Annotated in this window: 21 protein-coding genes and 4 pseudogenes; 16 read left to right on the forward strand and 9 right to left on the reverse strand. The window is 67.8% G+C overall.

Annotated elements, in window-relative coordinates; genetic code table 11:
* The first annotated feature begins 86 nt into the window (after positions 1-86).
* Together OHA17_RS39035 and OHA17_RS39040 are read left to right on the forward strand one after the other, a co-directional pair.
* Complete coding sequence (locus OHA17_RS39035) at positions 87-368, forward strand: hypothetical protein (RefSeq protein ID WP_406510494.1); 282 nt, start codon at positions 87-89, stop codon at positions 366-368.
* Positions 369-1,028: 660 nt separating this feature from the next.
* Positions 1,029-1,274 (forward strand): annotated as a pseudogene (locus OHA17_RS39040) (DUF2637 domain-containing protein); the annotation flags it as partial.
* On the opposite strand, the pseudogene OHA17_RS39045 reads toward OHA17_RS39040, so the two are convergent.
* Positions 1,256-1,662 (reverse strand): annotated as a pseudogene (locus tag OHA17_RS39045) (transposase); the annotation flags it as partial. The pseudogenes OHA17_RS39040 and OHA17_RS39045 overlap by 19 nt on opposite strands.
* A 451-nt stretch (positions 1,663-2,113) precedes the next feature.
* Between OHA17_RS39045 and OHA17_RS39050 the strand changes: the two are divergent.
* The 5 genes from OHA17_RS39050 to OHA17_RS39070 all read left to right on the forward strand — a co-directional run bounded on the left by OHA17_RS39050 (position 2,114) and on the right by OHA17_RS39070 (position 5,133).
* Positions 2,114-2,434: a hypothetical protein gene (locus tag OHA17_RS39050; RefSeq protein WP_398881954.1), complete on the forward strand. Its 321-nt coding sequence runs from the start codon at positions 2,114-2,116 to the stop codon at positions 2,432-2,434.
* A gap of 351 nt (positions 2,435-2,785) precedes the next feature.
* Positions 2,786-3,217: a hypothetical protein gene (locus tag OHA17_RS39055; protein WP_406510495.1), complete on the forward strand. Its 432-nt coding sequence runs from the start codon at positions 2,786-2,788 to the stop codon at positions 3,215-3,217.
* Between the two features lie 103 nt (positions 3,218-3,320).
* Positions 3,321-3,803 (forward strand): hypothetical protein, encoded by a 483-nt coding sequence (locus tag OHA17_RS39060; RefSeq protein ID WP_406510496.1) that lies wholly within the window; start codon positions 3,321-3,323, stop codon positions 3,801-3,803.
* Positions 3,804-3,904: 101 nt separating this feature from the next.
* Complete coding sequence (locus OHA17_RS39065; protein WP_406510497.1) at positions 3,905-4,891, forward strand: hypothetical protein; 987 nt, start codon at positions 3,905-3,907, stop codon at positions 4,889-4,891.
* The gene (locus tag OHA17_RS39070) at positions 4,888-5,133 is read left to right on the forward strand and encodes a hypothetical protein (RefSeq protein WP_406510498.1); all 246 of its coding nucleotides are present in this window, start codon (positions 4,888-4,890) and stop codon (positions 5,131-5,133) included. Before OHA17_RS39065 ends, OHA17_RS39070 begins: the two co-directional genes overlap by 4 nt.
* A 100-nt stretch (positions 5,134-5,233) precedes the next feature.
* Here OHA17_RS39070 and OHA17_RS39075 read toward each other — a convergent pair whose 3' ends face one another.
* Positions 5,234-5,395, reverse strand: coding sequence for a hypothetical protein (locus OHA17_RS39075; protein ID WP_406502983.1), 162 nt, complete (start codon positions 5,393-5,395; stop codon positions 5,234-5,236).
* A 747-nt stretch (positions 5,396-6,142) separates the two neighbouring features.
* Between OHA17_RS39075 and OHA17_RS39080 the strand changes: the two genes are divergently transcribed.
* Positions 6,143-7,441 (forward strand): DUF4157 domain-containing protein, encoded by a 1,299-nt coding sequence (locus tag OHA17_RS39080; RefSeq protein ID WP_406510499.1) that lies wholly within the window; start codon positions 6,143-6,145, stop codon positions 7,439-7,441.
* Between the two features lie 361 nt (positions 7,442-7,802).
* Here OHA17_RS39080 and OHA17_RS39085 read toward each other — a convergent pair whose 3' ends face one another.
* Positions 7,803-9,080 (reverse strand): IS701 family transposase, encoded by a 1,278-nt coding sequence (locus tag OHA17_RS39085; RefSeq protein WP_406503276.1) that lies wholly within the window; start codon positions 9,078-9,080, stop codon positions 7,803-7,805.
* A gap of 239 nt (positions 9,081-9,319) precedes the next feature.
* On the opposite strand from OHA17_RS39085, the gene OHA17_RS39090 reads away from it, so the two are divergent.
* The 3 genes from OHA17_RS39090 (at position 9,320) to OHA17_RS39100 (ending at position 10,567) form a co-directional block, all read left to right on the forward strand.
* A complete protein-coding gene (locus OHA17_RS39090) occupies positions 9,320-9,445 on the forward strand; it encodes a hypothetical protein (RefSeq protein WP_406510500.1) in 126 nt (41 codons plus the stop codon).
* A 3-nt stretch (positions 9,446-9,448) separates the two neighbouring features.
* Entirely contained in the window at positions 9,449-9,577 is a 129-nt protein-coding gene (locus OHA17_RS39095) for a hypothetical protein (protein WP_406510501.1), read from the forward strand.
* Positions 9,578-9,901: 324 nt separating this feature from the next.
* The gene (locus tag OHA17_RS39100) at positions 9,902-10,567 is read left to right on the forward strand and encodes a Pr6Pr family membrane protein (RefSeq protein ID WP_406510502.1); all 666 of its coding nucleotides are present in this window, start codon (positions 9,902-9,904) and stop codon (positions 10,565-10,567) included.
* 354 nt (positions 10,568-10,921) lie between these two features.
* Here the strand turns inward: OHA17_RS39100 and OHA17_RS39105 are convergent, their stop codons facing one another.
* The 4 genes from OHA17_RS39105 to OHA17_RS39120 are packed head-to-tail and all read right to left on the reverse strand — an operon-like array spanning position 10,922 to position 13,024.
* Positions 10,922-11,296, reverse strand: coding sequence for a hypothetical protein (locus OHA17_RS39105; RefSeq protein ID WP_398880700.1), 375 nt, complete (start codon positions 11,294-11,296; stop codon positions 10,922-10,924).
* A 56-nt stretch (positions 11,297-11,352) separates the two neighbouring features.
* Positions 11,353-11,754, reverse strand: coding sequence for a roadblock/LC7 domain-containing protein (locus OHA17_RS39110; protein WP_406510503.1), 402 nt, complete (start codon positions 11,752-11,754; stop codon positions 11,353-11,355).
* A gap of 38 nt (positions 11,755-11,792) precedes the next feature.
* On the reverse strand, positions 11,793-12,605 hold the full coding sequence (locus OHA17_RS39115) for a transcriptional regulator (protein ID WP_406510504.1): 813 nt from the start codon (positions 12,603-12,605) through the stop codon (positions 11,793-11,795).
* Positions 12,605-13,024: a hypothetical protein gene (locus OHA17_RS39120; RefSeq protein WP_406510505.1), complete on the reverse strand. Its 420-nt coding sequence runs from the start codon at positions 13,022-13,024 to the stop codon at positions 12,605-12,607. The genes OHA17_RS39115 and OHA17_RS39120 overlap by 1 nt, the downstream gene beginning before the upstream one ends.
* A 460-nt stretch (positions 13,025-13,484) precedes the next feature.
* Here OHA17_RS39120 and OHA17_RS39125 point away from each other — a divergent pair, with 460 nt between their 5' ends.
* Positions 13,485-13,727: a hypothetical protein gene (locus OHA17_RS39125; RefSeq protein ID WP_406510506.1), complete on the forward strand. Its 243-nt coding sequence runs from the start codon at positions 13,485-13,487 to the stop codon at positions 13,725-13,727.
* 118 nt (positions 13,728-13,845) lie between these two features.
* Here the strand turns inward: OHA17_RS39125 and OHA17_RS39130 are convergent.
* A pseudogene (locus tag OHA17_RS39130) lies at positions 13,846-13,932 on the reverse strand (IS5/IS1182 family transposase); the annotation flags it as partial.
* Between the two features lie 88 nt (positions 13,933-14,020).
* Between OHA17_RS39130 and OHA17_RS39135 the strand changes: the two are divergent.
* Positions 14,021-14,323, forward strand: a complete 303-nt coding sequence (locus OHA17_RS39135; protein ID WP_406510507.1) for a hypothetical protein — start codon at positions 14,021-14,023, stop codon at positions 14,321-14,323.
* 361 nt (positions 14,324-14,684) lie between these two features.
* On the opposite strand, the pseudogene OHA17_RS39140 reads toward OHA17_RS39135, so the two are convergent.
* A pseudogene (locus tag OHA17_RS39140) lies at positions 14,685-14,987 on the reverse strand (IS110 family transposase); the annotation flags it as partial.
* A gap of 366 nt (positions 14,988-15,353) precedes the next feature.
* Between OHA17_RS39140 and OHA17_RS39145 the strand changes: the two are divergent.
* Genes OHA17_RS39145 through OHA17_RS39155 form a run of 3 tightly spaced genes read left to right on the forward strand, consistent with a single transcriptional unit; the run spans position 15,354 to position 17,498 of the window.
* A complete protein-coding gene (locus OHA17_RS39145) occupies positions 15,354-16,034 on the forward strand; it encodes a hypothetical protein (RefSeq protein ID WP_406510508.1) in 681 nt (226 codons plus the stop codon).
* On the forward strand, positions 16,015-16,728 hold the full coding sequence (locus OHA17_RS39150; protein WP_406510509.1) for a cupin domain-containing protein: 714 nt from the start codon (positions 16,015-16,017) through the stop codon (positions 16,726-16,728). Before OHA17_RS39145 ends, OHA17_RS39150 begins: the two co-directional genes overlap by 20 nt.
* Complete coding sequence (locus tag OHA17_RS39155) at positions 16,725-17,498, forward strand: SDR family oxidoreductase (RefSeq protein WP_406510510.1); 774 nt, start codon at positions 16,725-16,727, stop codon at positions 17,496-17,498. The genes OHA17_RS39150 and OHA17_RS39155 overlap by 4 nt, the downstream gene beginning before the upstream one ends.
* Position 17,499 lies beyond the last annotated feature (1 nt).

The raw sequence follows: 17,499 nt of genomic DNA on the forward strand, positions 1-17,499 counted from the left end.
CAGGTCCACGACCTGTTCGATGCCGGGACGGGGATCCGGGCGATCGCGCACTGGCCGGGCTGGGGCGGCACACGGTGCGGCGATACGTGCGTGCCGCCCGCCGGCAGGACCGGGTCACCCTCCGGCCGCGCCGCACCAGCACTCTCGACCCGCACGCCGACTACCTGCGGCAACGGTGGCAGACCGGCAACGTGATGATCAAGGACCTCCAACGCGAACTCCACGAGCAGGGCTTCGACGGCAGCTACTCCACCCTGCGCGAAGCCGCACCTCCCGCCCCGCGAGGCACCTCCCGAGCCACCACTGCGGCCACCGACGGTCCGCCAGGTGACCGGCTGGCTCACCCGCCACCCGGACAAGCTGCGTGAGGAAGAGACCCGCCAGCTCAAGCTCACGCTCGCCGCATGCCCCGAACTGGCCACCGCCCACGGACACATCCGCGTCCTCGGGAAGATGCTCCAAATGCGCCAGGCCACCGAACTGCCAGCCTGGATCGAGGAGTCAGCACCAGCGGGCTGCCCGGCCTTACCGGTTTCGCGAAGGGACTGACTACCGACCTGGACGCGGTCACCGTCGGCTTCACCAGCGACTGGAGCTCGGGTGTCGTCGAAGGCCGCGTCAGCGACCTCAAGATGCTGAAGCGGCAGATGGCAGGACGTGCGGGATTCCCGTTGCTGAGAAAACGCGTCCTGCTCGTCGCGGCCTCCCGACGCTCACGCACCGTGACCTACGCACGAGCAGCGTGATCGCCTTCAGGGAATTCGCGCCAGGACCCAAAAGAAGACGCCCTAGCCACAGGGGCATCGTCACCCACGACCTTGGCGAATTCGCCACAGTGCAGGAGGCAGTTGCAGTGACCGTGCGCCAGCTGCCGCTCCTCGGTCCAACCCAGCTCGGCAGATGATCCCGCCCGGCGGGCCCGATCTGCCTCAACGGCCTGAGGCGAACCAACTCGTCGGGAAAGTGTGGATGGATCTTCAACTCCGAGGCACCACAGTGAACCGCCCAACGCGGCAAGGAGATACTCGGTGGGCTACCCCGCTCAGCTGACACGGAGGCACCGGGTTCTGGTCGGGGTGGTGGTCGCGGGTGCCGTGGTGATCGCCGGGATCGGTTTCGCGGGTTCGTACGCCGCGGTCCGCGAGCTCGCGCTGCACAAGGGTCTCGGGAACTTCTCCTACGTCTGCCCGATCGGCGTGGACACGGGCTTCTGTGTGCTGCTCGCGCTCGACCTGCTGCTGACCTGGATGCGCATCCCGTTCCCGCTCGGCCGGCCACCCTTGGACTGGTGAACGCGAGGCGGGGCCGGAAGCCGCAGGGAGCGGTCCGAGCGCAGGCGTCCGACCGGCTCAACGGGCAGGTCCGCAGCAGCCAGGCCAGGCGCATCACGTCGTAGCCGGCGTCCATCACGATCAGCATGTCCCGGTCGCCGGTCCGCCACTGCCCGGCCGCGATCAGCCGCCTGGCCACCTGCCGGAGCTGGTCCGCGGTGACGGCCGCGGCGTCGTCGGCGGGCCCCAGCCGGGCCGCGTCCGGGACCTGCGTCCACGAGGTGCGGTCCGAGGTGAGCGCGGCGACGAACGAGTGCGGTCAGCCCGGAATGATCTGTGCGGCCGCCTTGGAGCGACCATGGACGTGGCAGAACAGCCGCTCCGGCGAGCACGGGCGTCAGCAAGTGGTCGCGGCGGAAGCGGTCGTCGACGACCACGGTTCGGGCAGCTACTACGCGGCGCACGGGACGCACCGCGCACCGGATATCGGTCACCGGCCGACCGGCTCCGGTACAGCTTCCCCGGCCGAGGCCTGAGTCATTCGAAGGCTGATGGTTTCTCCAGACCCGTTACGTATGCCTGTGACTCGGCTGCCCCGGCGACCCGACTGTCCCCACTTCGGCAGGGCGGGACGTCCCAAGTCGCAGGTCACGGGCCGGGACGGGGACGGGACGATGCGCGGGAAGGGCTGGCTGACGCTCGGCGGGCACCCTGCTGCATACGGTTGTGTGGAGCGCTGGCCGACCACTAGCGGTCCACTCCTCGTGCCTGGCCGCCTGCTGAGTAGCGGCGTGCGTACGGCCGAGCGGAAACACCTCACACGAGACAAAACGGGAGTTGTCATGTCACGTCTGCGTTTCGCAGGAACCACGTCCGCCGCGCTGGCTGTGGTGGCGGGAGCGATGCTCTTTGCCGCGCCGTCGGCCAGTGCGGCGTCCAACTGCCACGCCTGGACCGACAACAACGGAAACGGCATCGGCTGGTGCGACAGCGGCAACGGCCGCTGGAAGGTCCACGGCAGCTGTGCCAACGTCGGTGGCGTTCACACGGGCATGGAGGGCTCGGAGGGCGGCCGTTCCATGGGTAAGGAGTGGGCCTCGGTCCTGAACTGCTCGGCGGGCGGCGGCGGGGCCCTCAACATGTGGGTCGAGACCTACGGCTGACACATCTGGATCATCTGATGTGCGGGCCTCCGGGCCTCATGGGGGCGCAGTCATTGGCTGTGCCCTCTCGCCGTTGACAGCGCCCGATCCCCGCCGACTACTCCATGTGCCCCACGCACCGCTCACGAAGCGCCCCCAAGTGGGCCAGGTGGTACTGCGCCTGCTCCTTGCCCAGTGCCCTGATACCGGCCCGTCCGGGTCCTCGCCTTCGCCGGCCCCGACGATCCGCCTGCTGGCTCGCGCCTCGAAGACCGGTCCGCGTCCTGCACGGTGTCTGCGCTGCGGGGAGACCCACACCGAAGGCGACGGGGGGGGAATGTCGACTGGCGCCAGGGCCGGGGTCACGGTCTGGTGTGCGCCACGTGCCGGACGCCCGAGGAGGGCGCCGAGGCGTCGGTGAAGACCGCCTACTTCGACTACGGCAACGCGGCCGTCGGCAGCGACGGAGCAGCGCGGGCGGCCGCCTTCGGCGGATGGCACAGCGTTCAGGCCGCCCACCATCCCCTGGTCGACGACCCCGACATCCATCTCACGGTCACGGTGAAGAAGAGCCGGCTGCTCATCGCGGTTGCCGCCCACAGTGACGCCGGACTGCAGGCGGTCTTCGCCGACGGGCCGTGCACGACCGTGGCCCGTGAGGCACTCGCCAAAGCCGGAGCACGTCGACAGGACCGGCGGATCTCGGTCCAGCCCCTCGACGGCTGGCCGCACGACAGCGTGATGCTCGCGGAAGACCGCGCTGGCCCCCCGCCCGCCGTCGAGGCCGACCTGCCCGCTGGCTGAAGCCTTGTGACGCACCCCTCCTACGGGCCGTCTCATCTTGACGGATCCTTGAGATCACCCCTGGGTAGGCTCGTCTGATCAGCCATTTGACGGGGTGTGGGGCATGTCGTTCGATCAGGAGTGGGCGGTGCTGAAGGCGAAGGCCCAGGTGCGGCTGGGCAGTGTGCCCAGCATGGATCCTGGCGGGCCGTCGCCCGATGGTGCGGACCTGGTCCTCAAGTACGACGACATGGGGAAGATCGGGCACGCAGCCTTCCTGCTGCACCAGCATCTGTCGAGTGCGGGCAAGCACGCTCAGCAGGCGACCGAGGCCGCCGCGAAGAGCCTGGAGGGCGACGGGTTCGGCACGGGTGGCGCCCTGGCCAAGGCGGGTGAGGGCTGGCAGGGGCAGCTTCAGGTGCTGCTCGACGCCTGCGCCCAGATCTCGGACCATCTCGACTACTCGGTGACGTCGTCGAATCAGGATGACCAGTTCATCGGCGCGCAGCTGCGGGTCTCCAAGATCTCCGAGTACCTGGACGTGCCGCCACCCACTTCAAGTTCCGACGTGCCTCACGTGCGGAAGGCGGAAGGTCCCGTCATGTGACCCCTGTAAGGGGTGTGCGGGCGGAGGGATTCCTGAGCAAACCAGGGGACTCTTCGGAACAATCGACGACGGCGGCGACGCCGGGAATGGCAGGGGGGCCGGTGCCGACCTTCGAAGAGCTTCTCCACATCAAACTCTCACCGCTCCAGTCGGCGGCCGACGACTGGGCCGCCATGGCGGTCCTGCTGAAGAAGGTCGCCACCGAGGCCGGGAGCATGCGCAGCCTGGCTCAGGGCACCGAGTGGAAGGGCGAGAACGCCACCGTCACCAAGCCGTTCGTGGTCCGCGTGTCCGACGAGTTCACCGATACCGTCACCGAGGCGGAGAGCATCGCCAACCTGCTGAGCTCCGCACACGACCAGATCAAGGCGGCCCGGGACGACCTCAAGAACCTCTACGAGAACCCACCCGCCGGAATCACGATCCTGGCCGGCGGAACCCTGACCCGCAGCGTCCAGCCCCGCCGCATGTCCCACGGCGACCCCGTGGAGGTGGTGACGCAGGACGATCTGGACGCCCTGCAGCGGCGCATCGACGCGATCCTCGGCCGGGCGGCGGAAGCGGACTCGACCTGTTCCTGGGGCCTGGCGCAACTCACCAAGGACAAACACAAGTTCGGCAGCACGTACTACAACTCCCTCCAGGACGCGAAGACCGACGCCCAGCAGGCACAGCAGTCCAAGACGGATTCGGTGGACTACACACCGCCTGCGAAGTGGGGCAGCGGCACCATCAAACCCATTGCCGAATTCCTCAGTTACCGCTCCTGGATGGGCGGCGTCGAAGCGGCGCTGCACGGAGACGTCAACGGCGCGATACAGGGCGCGATTGGCGGCTCTCCGTCCGCAGCCGGCGGCGAGGCCAGCAAGGGTCTCGCCAAGGGCTCGCTCCTGGGCAACGTAACCGGGAAACACCACCGCCCCACGTTCATCAACACGATCGGCAAGGTCGGGACGAAAATATTCAGCGTGCCGGTCTCCGTGGTCGCGACAGGGATCGACTTCTATTACTCGCCCAACCAGCCAAGGACCCCGGGCGACACCCATGTGGACGCCCCGGCAGAACCGGGAAAGGTGAAGTACCAATGACGCACTCCGCAGGCCCACCCACGCGCGGGCGACGCCGCCCGAGCCTGCGGCACTGGCTGAGACCTCAAAGTCCACAGACCCTCGTCCTCGGCATCTGCATGTCTGTTGGCGGACTCGCCGGCGGCGTGCGCGGCGTGATGGACGGAAAGGGGATTGGGACGGTCCTAGCCCTCCTCGGCGGGGGCGTTCTCGGCATCCTTATCGTCGTCAGCTACTTCACCAACTACGAAGACCGCCGCTGACAGATGCCAACAGGCCACGCCCCCTGCTGGCCTGGCCACCCGGGGGCTGGGGCAGTTCGAGGTCATCGAGCATACGGTCGGCGCTTCAGGCCGACCTCCATCACTGGAGCCCGAAGTCGTGGAAGTCGTGCAGGGCCGCGGGCGCGCCGCCGGCCGGGGTCCCCGATGCGCTCTCCCACATCGAGCACGGGTCACTGTTCGCGCCGTCGATCCGACAGCCACCGCCCCAGCGGGTACGCCCTTCGAGGTGCTCGTAGGGCACTTCCAAGTTCCCGTCGCGGTCCTGGTAGAGGGCGGCGGCCTGCGAGCTTGCCTTTGTAGATGGCCGCCCCGGCCGGATTAGGCTTCCTGCCAGCCTGCGCCGGAATGGAGTGTGTGGGACAGGCCCCGGTCCCCGTGACGGGACGCAGTACGGCCGGCGCCGAAGCGCGCTCCCGGTGTCCCGCGTTCGCGGCCGCCGGAGGAGCGGTCGGCGTGCGGGGCAGGCTGCGGAATGTGCTGGGCAGGTCTGTTTCCCCTGTGACGTGCCGACCTGCGTCGGGCGCGAGTGTTGTTCCGGTGTGGCGATGATGCAGTGGCTGGTGGTGGCAGCTGATGGTGTACGGCGGACGATCGAGGCCAGGAGCGGGAAAAACCGTCCGCCGAGATCCTTGTTTCGCTCGTGTTGTCGTGTGGCTCGCGGGCCGACGGGCGTTGGCGCGTCTACGGTCTTGGGGCCGATAGTGGTGATCGCTGTCGTGGACGCGTCCTTCGCCCGCCTCGCCGACACCGAGACCCACACAAATCGAGTGACTGCCAGGCAGCCGGTCAGCCGGCGACGGCTTTTCGCAGGGCCTCGATCTGGCACGAAGGCTATAGAACAAGGCCGTTGGCCAGAGAATTTGGCTGTCACGCTAATGCCGTTCTACACCTGGCGTTAGAAAAACGTTTGCGCCGCCTGGAAAGGTCCCGAGGCCTCATGAGCCCCGGGGTTGAATACCCCTGCTCTCAGCCGTCCGGGAAGGGACCGATGCACGCCGACGCGCACACCACAGACAGCAGGAATTCCGACCGTACACCAGCCAAGGCCCCTACCCCAGCCGGTGGCGTACCTGCCGGCCTCCTCGCCCTGCAAAGCACCGCAGGCAACGCGGCTGTCGTCCAGATGCTGCGCCGGGCCGGCCACGCCTGGGCCCAGCCCGAACAGCACCAGCACGGCTCCGGCTGTGGTCACCAGCAAGCCGAACAGCCCGCTGTACAGCGCTCCGCCGTCCACGACGTCCAACGCACCGGCGGAAAGCCTCTGGACGAAGCCACCCGTACGGACATGGAATCCCGACTCGGCGCCGACTTCTCGGACGTCCGCATCCACAACGACGGCGCGGCTCGCGCATCGGCAGCCGAAGTCGGCGCCCGCGCCTACACGTCGGGCAGCCATGTCGTCATCGGCGACGGCGGAGCCGACAAGCACACGCTGGCCCACGAGTTGACTCACGTCATCCAACAACGTCAGGGGCCCGTCGCCGGCACCGACAACGGATCGGGGCTCAAGGTCTCGGACCCCTCCGACCGGTTCGAACGGGAAGCAGAGGCCAACGCGACACGGGTCATGTCAGGGGCCGGGCCTCGCCACGAGGCGGTGGCACAACGCGCCGTCACGCCCGCGGTGCAACGTGCAGGCGCCGTTGTCCAGCGTGCGCCTGTCAGCCATGCGCAGGGCGAACACATCTTCAATGCCCTCGACTCCCTGGCTCTGGAGGCTGGCGATGCTCTCGTCGAAAGAGTCACCGCCCGCATCGCGCTGCTCGAAGGAAATAATAAAAGACTTACCGCGAAGCAGAGCGTGGGCAAGTGGAACTTTGACGTGCAGATCGATCAACTACGTGAAGCGGTAGTACTGGCAAAAGAACTCCGAGACAACAGGCGCTTCCGATCGGCAACGAGCGGTGAACCGCTCAACGCCGCGGGCCAGGACCCCAACTCAATTCGCTATGGAGACTTCTCCACGACAGTGAGAACGACACTTGCGAACTGTGGTACTCCAACCTGGAACGACGGCGCAGCGCTCGATGCTCTTAAAGCTAACCTCATTACCACCATTACGGACCAAGTTGCCCATGGAGTGAAACGGAACACCGATTTGCAGAATGGGCCCGCCAGGTCCGAGTTCGATGAATGGTACAGGGAGACCAAGGAGCAGATGGAGTCGCTGTTCGCACAGCTCACCGGCACCGCCAAGGCAATCCATCCGGTGCTCCTCACCACGGTCCGTGCCGCATACGGTTACGAGGAGAACGACGACATGCCCGATGAGTGGTACTACAACTGAGCGGGCTTCGCGACGACCCAGACGAGTTCGCGGCCCATCAGTTCCGGGCGGCAACTGTTGGTGCGGTACGCCCTCGCAGGGAGAGACAGGTGCTGATCAGCTGGTCGAGGCGGAGTGATGGGTGTTCAGGTGGCGTCGATCCTGGCGAAGACGTTCCGAATGGTGCAGGCGGCCTGGCGGCTGCGCAGCGAGCAGCTGGGCGCAGTGGCGAGGCGGCCCCCATGTCGACGGCAGTCCTACGGGCCTCGGCGACCACGGCTAGTAGTACTCCGTTAGGTCGTTCTGGCTCTTGGGTTCTGGCTGGTGGTGGGTGTTCCGGGCAGGGGGCGGTGGCAGGTGGTGCAGGTGCCGGTCCAGCAGTTCAGCAGGTCCTGGATGATGTCGAGAATCTGGTAGAGGGTGAGTCCGGTGTATCGGCTTTTGGGGCCAGGCGCTGTTCGGTGAGGAAGGCGTGGGCGGCGGTGGCCAGGGTGACGTGGTGGTGCCAGCCGGTCCAGGAACGTCCCTCGAAGTGGTCGAGCCCGAGGCCGTGTTTGAGTTCCCGGTAGTCGTGCTCGATGCGCCAGCGGATCTTGGCCAGGCGGACCAGTTCAGCCGACACGGTGTCGGCGGGCAGACTGGACAGCCAGTAGTCGGTGGGCGCTTCGGCGCCTTCGGGCCACTCGACCAGCAGAGTGGCCTCGGGCAGGACCCCGTCCCAGACTCCCTCCTGGGCGGTGGCGGCGGCCTGGACCAGGCGGCGGGCCCGGACCCCGGCCGGCCGCACCCGCAGCGCCAGGAAGTGTGAGCGCATCGGTCCGCGGGAGCCTTCCCGCCAGGTCATCTCGGTGAAGGCCTGCCGTCCCCGGCCGGCCGCCAGCGCGGCCACCGGGGACGGCTTGTCCCGGTAGCGGGGCTGCGGCTTGCGGCCGTTGCCCGACCAGGGCGGCGTGACCGGCCTGGCGTCGTGCGGGTGGACGGCCATATCCGAGCGGACGGCCACGACATAGCCGATGCCCCGCGTGTCCAGACTGTCGCGGAAGTCGGCGTTCTGGCCGTAACCGGCGTCGGCCACCAGGACCGGCGGGCACAACCCCCATCCGGCCAGCTCGTCCAGCATGTCCAGGGCCAGGCGCCACTTCTCCCGGTGCCCGAGCTCCTCGGGTATCCCGGTCCTGCGCCGCCGTTCGGGATCGTCCACCCACTCCTGAGGCACGAACAACCGCCACTGCAGCGGACAGGACGCGGTGTCGGAGACCGCATGCACGCTCACCGCGACCTGGCAGTTGGCCTGCTTGCCCAAAGCCCCGCAGTACTGATGCGCGACCGCCACCGACATCTTCCCGTCCTTGGGAAACGACACATCATCGACCGCCCACGCATCCGGGACGACCTGCGGCACCATCCGCTCAGCAATGCGCCGTCGTACCGGCACCGGGTCCCAGGTCGACTGGTTCACGAACTGCTGCAGGTTCTGCTCGTTACCGTCCGGCAGGCGGCCGGCCATCGCCTGGATCGACTTGCGGCGACCATCCGTCATCAGTCCCCGCAGATAGCAGTCGCTCTTGGCCCGCTGGTCCTTGCGCGGCACCGAGGCGAACACATCCGCCACGAACAACGCCAACTTCGCCCGAACACGCATCACTTCATGTGCGTCCACCCACCCACCATGCTCCCGAACAGGCCCGCCAGGAAGACCTAACGGAGTACTACTAGACGTCTCCCGCCTGGCCTCAGAGCGCCGACTGGCGGCACACGCTGCGCACCTGGATGACTCACGCGGCGCGCGACCGACGTGCGTGTGCGACAGCGGCTGCCAGAAGGCGGGCCAGGTCCTGGACACAGTCGGCCCGTGGTCTCCCTGACCGGCTCAGCAGCGAGCACCACCCAGTGCCGTGGGTGCTGCGCTGCCAGATCCACACGCTGGCGCCGTACGCGGCGCTGCGTCGTGAGCAGCCGTCGGGCGAGGACCCGGAGGCCATCGTGTACTTCGACCAGGCGGTGAAGGCCGCGAAGGCGCTGTGAGCTGTGCGGCGGGCCGATTTCCTGGCGACCGCGCAGCTGCGGCGCCGTGAGTACGTCGGCCTGGCGGCCCGGCTCGTGGAGTACACCGAGGACGCCCTGGACGCAGACCGTGAGGAGCGCCAGCTGTGGTGAGTGAGGCAGAGCGCCGCCGCTTCCGCGATGCGGCGAACGGTGTTTTGTGATCCGCGCGGCCGTCACCGCTGAGGCACTCAGTCGCTAGCTCGATTCCAGACGATGGCCCCGGTTCGACGGCGACGCACTCGCCGCAACGGGCCCCTCCGAGCCACTACCAACACGAAGTTCAACCCACGCCTTCAGCCGGCGTGACAGCGGCCCCAGGCGCCCCTCCGCGCAGACGTGCAGACATGGAAGGCGCAGACCCGGGTGTGGGGATCAGTGCGGCGAAGGCGATCTGCCGAGCTATCCGCCGATCTACATACAAGTAACATCCAGGCCATGTCACTAAGCACCAGGCTGGAAGGGTCGGTCAAGGCGGGGCTTGCTCTGCTGGCCGTCGCCGCCCTCGCCGCCTCGCTGAACCGAGCAGCGCACACCGACGAGGGCGCCGCGAACTGGATCTCGTACTTCACCAATCTCTCCAACCTGCTCGGCGCCGCCGTCCTGCTGACCGGTGGGCTGGCCCTGCTGCGCGTCACCCGCCCCGTCCCCGACCTGTTGCGCGGCGCCGCCACCCTCTACCTCGTGATCACTGGAGCGGTCTACTGGACCTTGTTGGCCGGAACCATCGACGCGAACACGATCATCTGGGCCAACGACGTCGTGCACGGTGTCATGCCGGCCGTCTTCCTCGCCGACTGGCTTCTGCGCCCTCCGCTGCGCCGTATCTCGTGGACCAGGTCTCTCCCGTGGCTGGCTTTTCCGCTGCTCTACCTTGGCTACTCGTTGCTGCGCGGGCCGAGTGCCGGTTGGTATCCGTACGACTTTCTCGACCCCCGCGAGCCGGGAGGCTACGGGCATGTGGCGACCTGGTCGGTGATCATCACGCTGGCCTTCACGGTGATGGCGTCGCTGCTTGTCCTGTATGCCAACGTGCGGAGCAGGAGTGGCGGCAGTGGCATCAGTGAGCGTGACGGCCGTGACAGGGAACTGAGGACGACCTGAGGGCAGCCGGGCAAGCGGTTTGACCAGTGACGCGGTGTTCCGGTCCAAGGGGACCTTGATCGAGGGGGGTGAGGACGTCCTCGATCAGTTGCAACAGCTCAGGCTCGCTGTTCGGCACCCTCTGTGACAGCACCCTGACCTGGGTCTGCCTTGCTCCTTGTTCCCCCGCGCATGTGGAGCGACGTGTTCGATCATGGGTGGATGACGGCCTTCTACCATGCGTGCTTCGCCGTGCCAGACCTCCGATGAAGAGATGCATGAGGCGTGGGGCTTGCGGGTGACCGGGCTCGGTGCGGGTGACGCCGCGCCCGGTGGGGCGCGGCGTCATTGAACGGGCCTGTGGAGGGCCGGGGTTCACACTTCCAGTTCGTTCTCGATCTTTTTGAGCTGGTGGCGGGCCATCGCGAGGTTGGCCCGCTTCTTGTCCAACGCGATGTAGAGGAACAGGCCGCTGTTGCCGCGGCCTTTGAGGAGCCGGATGAGGTGGTACTGGCCGCCCAGCGTGATCAGGATGTCCTCGATCTCGTCCTTGAGGCCGAGCATCTCCATGGTCCGCACCTTGGCGCGCACCACATCGGTGTTCCCGGCGGCGGCCACCGTCAGGTCGAGGTCCTTGCCGCCGCCCAGGGTGCCGAGCGCCATGCCGCTGCTGTAGTCGACGAGGGCCGCGCCCAGGCTGCCCTCGATCACGGTCATCGCTTCCTTGAGGGTGGTCTCGGTGTTGGTCATCGGCGTTGTGCTTCCTTTCCTTCGGGGGCTGTTCCGGCTGGGTGTGCCGGTGCCGTTCATGGGGTCTCCTGCCGGTCGAGGGCGCCGTCGATCAGCTCGCCGACGCGCGTACTGGAACGGCGTGCTTCGAGGTGCAGCCGGCCGACGTTGACGCGGGGGTCCGCGAGGAGGGTGAGTACGGCGGTGGAGCCTGCTGCGTAGGTGGCGAGGTAACCCGCCTCGCCGCGCACGACCAGTTCGCGGAAGCCGCCCTGACCGGTGGTCTCGGTCAGCCGCTGGGCGACGCCGAGTGCGGCGGCGGTGAGGGCGGCGATGCCTTCGGCGGCCTGCGGGGTGCCGTCCTGGGCGATAACGAAGCCGTCGGAGCTCGCCGCGAGGGCTCCGGTGAGCTGGGGCAGTCTGGCTCTCAACCTCCGCAGTTCTTCGAGGACTTCAGCGACCTGTGCTTCCGCCGCCATCAGCTGTCTCCTCTCGGCGCGCTGCCGCAGTGCGCGGATCACAGCGTGGCCTCCAGTGCGTCGCGCAGTCGCCGGAGCAGCGCGACATCGGGATCGGCCGTCTCCGCCGACATCCGGGCGAACCATGCGGGGACGGGGTCCGGCGGCGGCGTGCGGGCGCGCGGGGTCTCGACGGCCCCGACGGCCGCCAGCCTTCGCACGTCGATCAGGGTGTGGAACGCGGGGCGGCCGAGTGCCCGTGCGATGTCCTGCGGGGTGCGCGCCCCGTCGGCCCGCGTCAGCACCGCCCGCTGGCGCGGGGTGAGCGGGGCGTCCGGGCGGCGCCGGCTGCGCACCACGGGGGCGGTGTCCAGGTCCGGGCAGGGCCAGAGCCTGTCGAGGAGCTCTCTGCGGCGGGCTGCCTCCCGCTCCACCGCCGCAGCGGGCACGGGCCTGACCGGGCCGATCCAGTGGGCCACCCCGTACCGGAATCGGGTGGGGCCGCTGCCGGGGGCCAGTGCGAAGAACGCCGCGTCGTGCAGTGCGCCGAGGTGGCAGATCTCCAGCTCGCCGTCGCCGACTTGGCCGCTCTCCACCAGGAACCGGCCGACCCGGCGGCGCGGGCCCGCCCGGTCGACGGCCTCCCGCCAGCCCTCGGGCCGCAGGCGTCCGGCGGTGGTGAGCAGGACGTCTATGCCGGGCGCCGCGGGACTCTCCGCGTGCACCACCTGGCCGTCGCAGAGGTACAGGGTGCCCCGGTCGCGCAGCAGGGCACCGGTGGCCCGCTCGGCGACCAGGCGGACGAGCATGGGGGAGACGGGCGTTCGCGCCCGAGTAGCTGGTCCTGCCGGATTGTCCATCGCCGCGCTCATCACAGCACCAGCCGTTCGGCCAGGCCGCGCAGCCGGAGCCGGGCGAGGGCGAGATTGCCCTCCTCGCGGTCGAGCCACAGGTGCAGGAAGACGCTGCTGTCGAAGGCCGTCTCGACGAAGCAGAGCACGTGGTAGGCGGTACGGGTGGTGATGATCAGGTCCTCGACCGGCAGGTCCGTCGCGGGCGGGCCCACGGCCGGCAGGTCTTCGCCGCCGCCCGAGGGGGACGCGCCGAAGTCGGGGTGCTCGGCGGCCGTCCGTGCCAGCTCTGCGGTCTCGGCGGCGGTGACCTCGTGGTCGCCGCCGGGCGAGTCGCCGATGGAGCCCAGGGCGAGTCCGCTGGCCCAGTCGACCACGCCGGCCCCGAGCGCTCCGGGCAGCAGCATCGCCTCAAGCAGGCACTCGTCGATTCCGGGCACGCGGAACCCCCTCCCGGCGCGGCGCATGGATGTGTTCGGGCCGCCGGAACGAGCGTGCGGCGGTGACGGCGACGTTACGCACCGTGGCATTCGGTGGCGAGAGTTCTGGCATTTTCCAGTGGCGCATGCCCGGCTTGGCTAGAGTCCGACCCTTTGGGCAGAACCGAACTCCCGCTGTGGGTCCGTGAGTTCGGGCCCTCGCTCCGACGGCCGGAGCGGCCTTCTGCGCGTCCGCGGCCCTCTCGTGTGGCAAATCCGTTGATGATCACTAGGTGGGCGACCGACCTGTCGAACGAGCTGGAGGGAGTACAGCAGTTGGGGGCGTGACGGGCCCCGCTCTTTGGTCGTTGGAGTGGTGATCTCAGTTCGAGGGGTATGTGCCCTGGATACCTGCACCGTGCCGCTTGGTCTTCGGTGGCCGTGGGTCAAGATGGCCCGTGATCTCGCTAGGAGAAGTGGAATGCTCAAGTCTTTGGGGGCCATGTCGGCAGCCGCGGTGGGCGCTGTCGCCCTGGTCGTGGCTGCCGCCCCCATGGCCGGCGCGACGGGAAACGCGGCCTTCGGTAACTCCTGCCTCAATGCGGCCGCCGCCCCCGCTCGCGGCGTCACGCAGGCGGGGGCGGGCGTGGCTACCGCCCTGCTCGCCGCCCTGCCCGTGAGCGCTCCCGCCAGTATGTGCGGCTACGCCGATCTTATGGATTGAATGGGGTGGCGGGAATCACCGCGGTGTGCCTCTGATCGTCGAACCTCGCGGTCGTGCCCCGTGAGGCGGCGGCGACGCAGCGCGGAAGGGTTCCTGCGTCGGTGATTTAGACCGTGGCCTATGTGGTGAGGCGGATATATCGCTCGTAGCAGCAGAGGGCGGCGGCGAGGCCGAGAAGGGCCAGGTAGCTGCGGGGGTGGCGTTCGCTCGCTATCCCGCCCGGCGCTGACGTACTACGACCTGCGCTACCTCACCCCGGCGACACCACCACGCTGCCCACGTCGGCCTGGCTCGTGACGTTCCCGCGCGGTGGCGAGGGGTATCCGGGCGAGTGGCGGATCAGCCACGTCTTCGACTGGCTCCAGGCGCCGCACGCCGGCTGGGGACACTTCCTCGGCGACTACGAGGGGCTGATCACCGACGGGGGTTCGGTCCGGCCGATGCTGGTCGAGACGAACGACAACAGGCCACTCGACTCGACCGACGTCTTCAGCGGGCTCTTCGCGCCGGGTGCCGCGGCCACGGCGCGGGTCCCCGCGGCCGTACCGCACTCGGTGGCCCCGGGGCGCGGAGCGGCGCACCCCACCAGGCGCTGAGCAGAGCAACTCCCGTACGGGCCGGACGGATTGACCGTCCAGCCCGTATGTCGTTGCGCGGCCCCGTTTAGGGGTACTCCGTTCGGCTGGATGGCCAACCTCCCGCAGGAGGCGGAAGCGGCGACGTTTTGATTCTTCCCCTTGATCGTGGACACCTGGAGACTAGGTCACTCCTACCCCGCCCGGCGGCGACATCGGGCGCGACGAACAGGGCCGGCTCAACGGGCACCTGATCGTCAACGCGAGGGACCTGGTCGAGCACCCGCTCCGGCACCGGACCCGCAGACCCGCGCCGGCGGGCTGCGCCTTGCCGCTCAGGACTACGCCGCCACCGGCATCGGCGCCGTCCGCGACGTCATGGTCCCTCGGCTCGCTTTCTGTCGTAGAAACGGCGCGAGTTGGGGTCGCTGCGGGTGCTGATCAGCGCGGAGGTGCAGAAGACGCGTTGAAAGCTGCGGTGATACTGCTGTGGCTGGTGCAGGTTTCCGTGGAGCTTTCCGGAGTCGGGCGGGGCGGGGGCCAGGCCGGCGTAGGCAGCCAGCCGGTCCGGGGTGGCGAAGGGCGCCATCTCGCTGCCCGCGGCGGCCAGGAACTCGGCGCCCAGCAGGGCGCCGATGCCCGGCCTGCTGGTGATCATGTCGGCGAGTTCGACGGGTCGCGCCCGGACTCTTCGCCGCCCTGGCTTGTACCTGGCTTGTATACGAAGAGAACAGCGCTCGCGAAGGCGGCCGGGAAGGTGGGAAGCGCAAATCCGCGGCGACTCGCCTGACTCAACGGGCCCCCTCGCAGGCCCAGTTGCTCACGTCGGGACTTCTCGGCGAAACATGGTTAAGGTCTCGTTTCCGGTTTTCGCAAACTGGACGGCATAAGACTTTCCGGTTATCAAGTCCCTTGACTGCCTCAAGATCAAGATGCCTATAGTGACGTGCGGCTTGAACAAGAGGTCAACTGCCGCTGAACAAGAGGCAATTGCCTGGCCAGGCGGGCCCGGCGCCCTGATCGAGGGAGTACCGCTGATCTCCTTATTTGTGTGCGAACAGCCGTCATTGCGTGCCCAGTTCAAGAGGAGTTGACCAGGCGTGGAGATCTCCAGATCCCCGACATCGAAAGACGAGCGTTCAATGCGCTCGTCCCGGCCGACTCCACCCACTCCACAAAGCTTGGAACGCTGGGGCCCGAAGGGACCAGCAGCGAGTACATCGCCCAATTGATGTCCCGCGCCCTCGGTGAGCGCGGAGGCTTTCGGATCATGCTGGAAGACACGTATGAACAGTGCGTGGAATCCCTCACCGCGGACCGTGTCGATCTTGTCCTGGTGGCTCACGCCTATCCCCAGATCAACGCCTTCTACATGAACCCGGACCTGGAACCCGCGCTCGTATTCCGTGGCAGCACACCCGAGTACGGCCTGGCCACGAGATCCGACTTCGCCTTTCACGAAGAACTGCTCTACACCGACACCGTCGTATCGCACCCGGCACCGATCCCGCTGCTGCGGCACCACTTCGACCGCCCCGTGAATCTGGTCACCGCGAACTCCACGAGCCAGGCGGCCGGTCATGTCGCCGACGGGCGATACAGCATCGCCATCACGAACGAGCAGGCGGTCAAGCAGCACAACCTCAAGTTCGTCTACAAGTTCTCGCGGATTCCCATGACCTGGACCGTGTTTTCCCGCAGGAAGGACCGCAATGACCACGCAGGCGCATGAACGGCCCTATTTCCCGGCTCCCGACGCGGTGCTCCACGACAATGGGATCCGCTTCGATTCGTATCGGCGTGACGACACGGAAGTGCGGGTCTCCTACCTCCCGCCGGGTGCCGTGGTGGCGCCCCAGTCCCGAGCGGAGGCGCAGGTCGGGATGGTCTTCCGAGGTGAACTCTCCGCGACGGTCGGGGGAGTGACGAAGCTGATGAAGCCCGAGCATGACGTCTACGTCGTTCCGCCCGGCGTCGAGCTTTCGGCCGTCAACACATCGTCGAGTGAAACCGTCGTACTTGAGATCAGGCGCGACAAGGCGGGGGAGAGCTGCCCCGCCCCGAGCGGATACTTCCTCGAACCGCTCGAATCCCGCAAGTTCGTCAAGATGGACGTCACGTTCTTTCTGGCCGACTGGATCGAGCTGATGATCGCCGATATCCCCGGCGGCGGAGAGATGCCCTACCACAAGCACTCCCACGAGCAGATCGGGATATGCCTGGAAGGGCGGTACGACATGACCGTCGAGGAGACGAGTCACGAGTTGCGGTTCGGGGGTACATATTTCTGCGCGAGCCAGGAAGGGCACAGCGCGGCGAATCCCCATACCGGAATGGCGCGCTCCCTGAACATCTTCATTCCGCCTCGGTATCACCGGGTCCCCAAGCCGGGGGACGACCAGGACAGTGAACAGGAATCCCCGTGACGCGGGTGGCGGTAGTTCTGGGTTCCAGCCAGGGCATCGGGCGCGCAACCGCATTGCATCTGCATTCCAAGGGCTACACGACGGTTCTGTGTGCGCGCAGCGAGAGCGCGTTGGAGAAAGTCGCACAGGAATCCGGCGGAGGGCAGGACACTCGCGTACACGTCCTTCCGGGCGACATCACGTCGCGAGCCTTTCGCACGGAACTGGTCGGCGACGTCGAGCGCAGATTCGGCCGGATCGACGTGCTGGTCAACAACATGCCCGGCCCGGCACCGGGATCCTTCGACAGCGTGGATGCCGGCGACGTGACATCCGCGATGGACCAGAAACTGGTGCCATACCTGGACCTGATCAAGTCCGTGGCACCAGTGATGGTTCGCCAACAATTCGGCCGGATCGTCAACATCGTCGGCAACATCGGCAAGGAACCCGCCCCCGGCATGTTCCTCTCCGGCCTGGTCAACGCGGCCGTCTCGAATGCCAGCAAGTACCTGGCAACCCGGTACGCCAAGGACAACGTGACGGTGAACTGCGTGCACCCCGGGACCATCCGGACGCAGCGCTATGACCGCGCCGTGGACCAGGTGAGCCGGACCCGCGGAATCTCGCGGCAAGAGGCCGAGGACCGGATGAGACGGGCGATTCCCATGGACAGGCCGGGGGGCGCCGACGAGGTTGCCGCGGTCATCGGATTCCTGGCGTCCGACGAGTCGTCGTACCTCACCGGCCAGCAGATCTCGGTGGACGGCGGGCAACTGACATGCGTGTGAA

Origin of the sequence: Streptomyces sp. NBC_00212 (genome assembly GCF_045206365.1) — a bacterium.
GTDB lineage: Bacteria > Actinomycetota > Actinomycetes > Streptomycetales > Streptomycetaceae > Streptomyces.

What these genes read in the sequence shown, in the direction of transcription:
- OHA17_RS39050 (WP_398881954.1), top strand. Translation starts at nt 2,114, where the DNA reads ATGTCACGTCTGCGTTTCGCAGGAACCACGTCCGCCGCGCTGGCTGTG.
- OHA17_RS39060 (WP_406510496.1), top strand. Translation starts at nt 3,321, where the DNA reads ATGTCGTTCGATCAGGAGTGGGCGGTGCTGAAGGCGAAGGCCCAGGTG.
- OHA17_RS39070 (WP_406510498.1), top strand. Translation starts at nt 4,888, where the DNA reads ATGACGCACTCCGCAGGCCCACCCACGCGCGGGCGACGCCGCCCGAGC.
- OHA17_RS39080 (WP_406510499.1), top strand. Translation starts at nt 6,143, where the DNA reads ATGCACGCCGACGCGCACACCACAGACAGCAGGAATTCCGACCGTACA.
- OHA17_RS39100 (WP_406510502.1), top strand. Translation starts at nt 9,902, where the DNA reads ATGTCACTAAGCACCAGGCTGGAAGGGTCGGTCAAGGCGGGGCTTGCT.
- OHA17_RS39105 (WP_398880700.1), bottom strand. Translation starts at nt 11,296, where the DNA reads ATGACCAACACCGAGACCACCCTCAAGGAAGCGATGACCGTGATCGAG.
- OHA17_RS39110 (WP_406510503.1), bottom strand. Translation starts at nt 11,754, where the DNA reads ATGGCGGCGGAAGCACAGGTCGCTGAAGTCCTCGAAGAACTGCGGAGG.
- OHA17_RS39115 (WP_406510504.1), bottom strand. Translation starts at nt 12,605, where the DNA reads ATGAGCGCGGCGATGGACAATCCGGCAGGACCAGCTACTCGGGCGCGA.
- OHA17_RS39125 (WP_406510506.1), top strand. Translation starts at nt 13,485, where the DNA reads ATGCTCAAGTCTTTGGGGGCCATGTCGGCAGCCGCGGTGGGCGCTGTC.
- OHA17_RS39150 (WP_406510509.1), top strand. Translation starts at nt 16,015, where the DNA reads ATGACCACGCAGGCGCATGAACGGCCCTATTTCCCGGCTCCCGACGCG.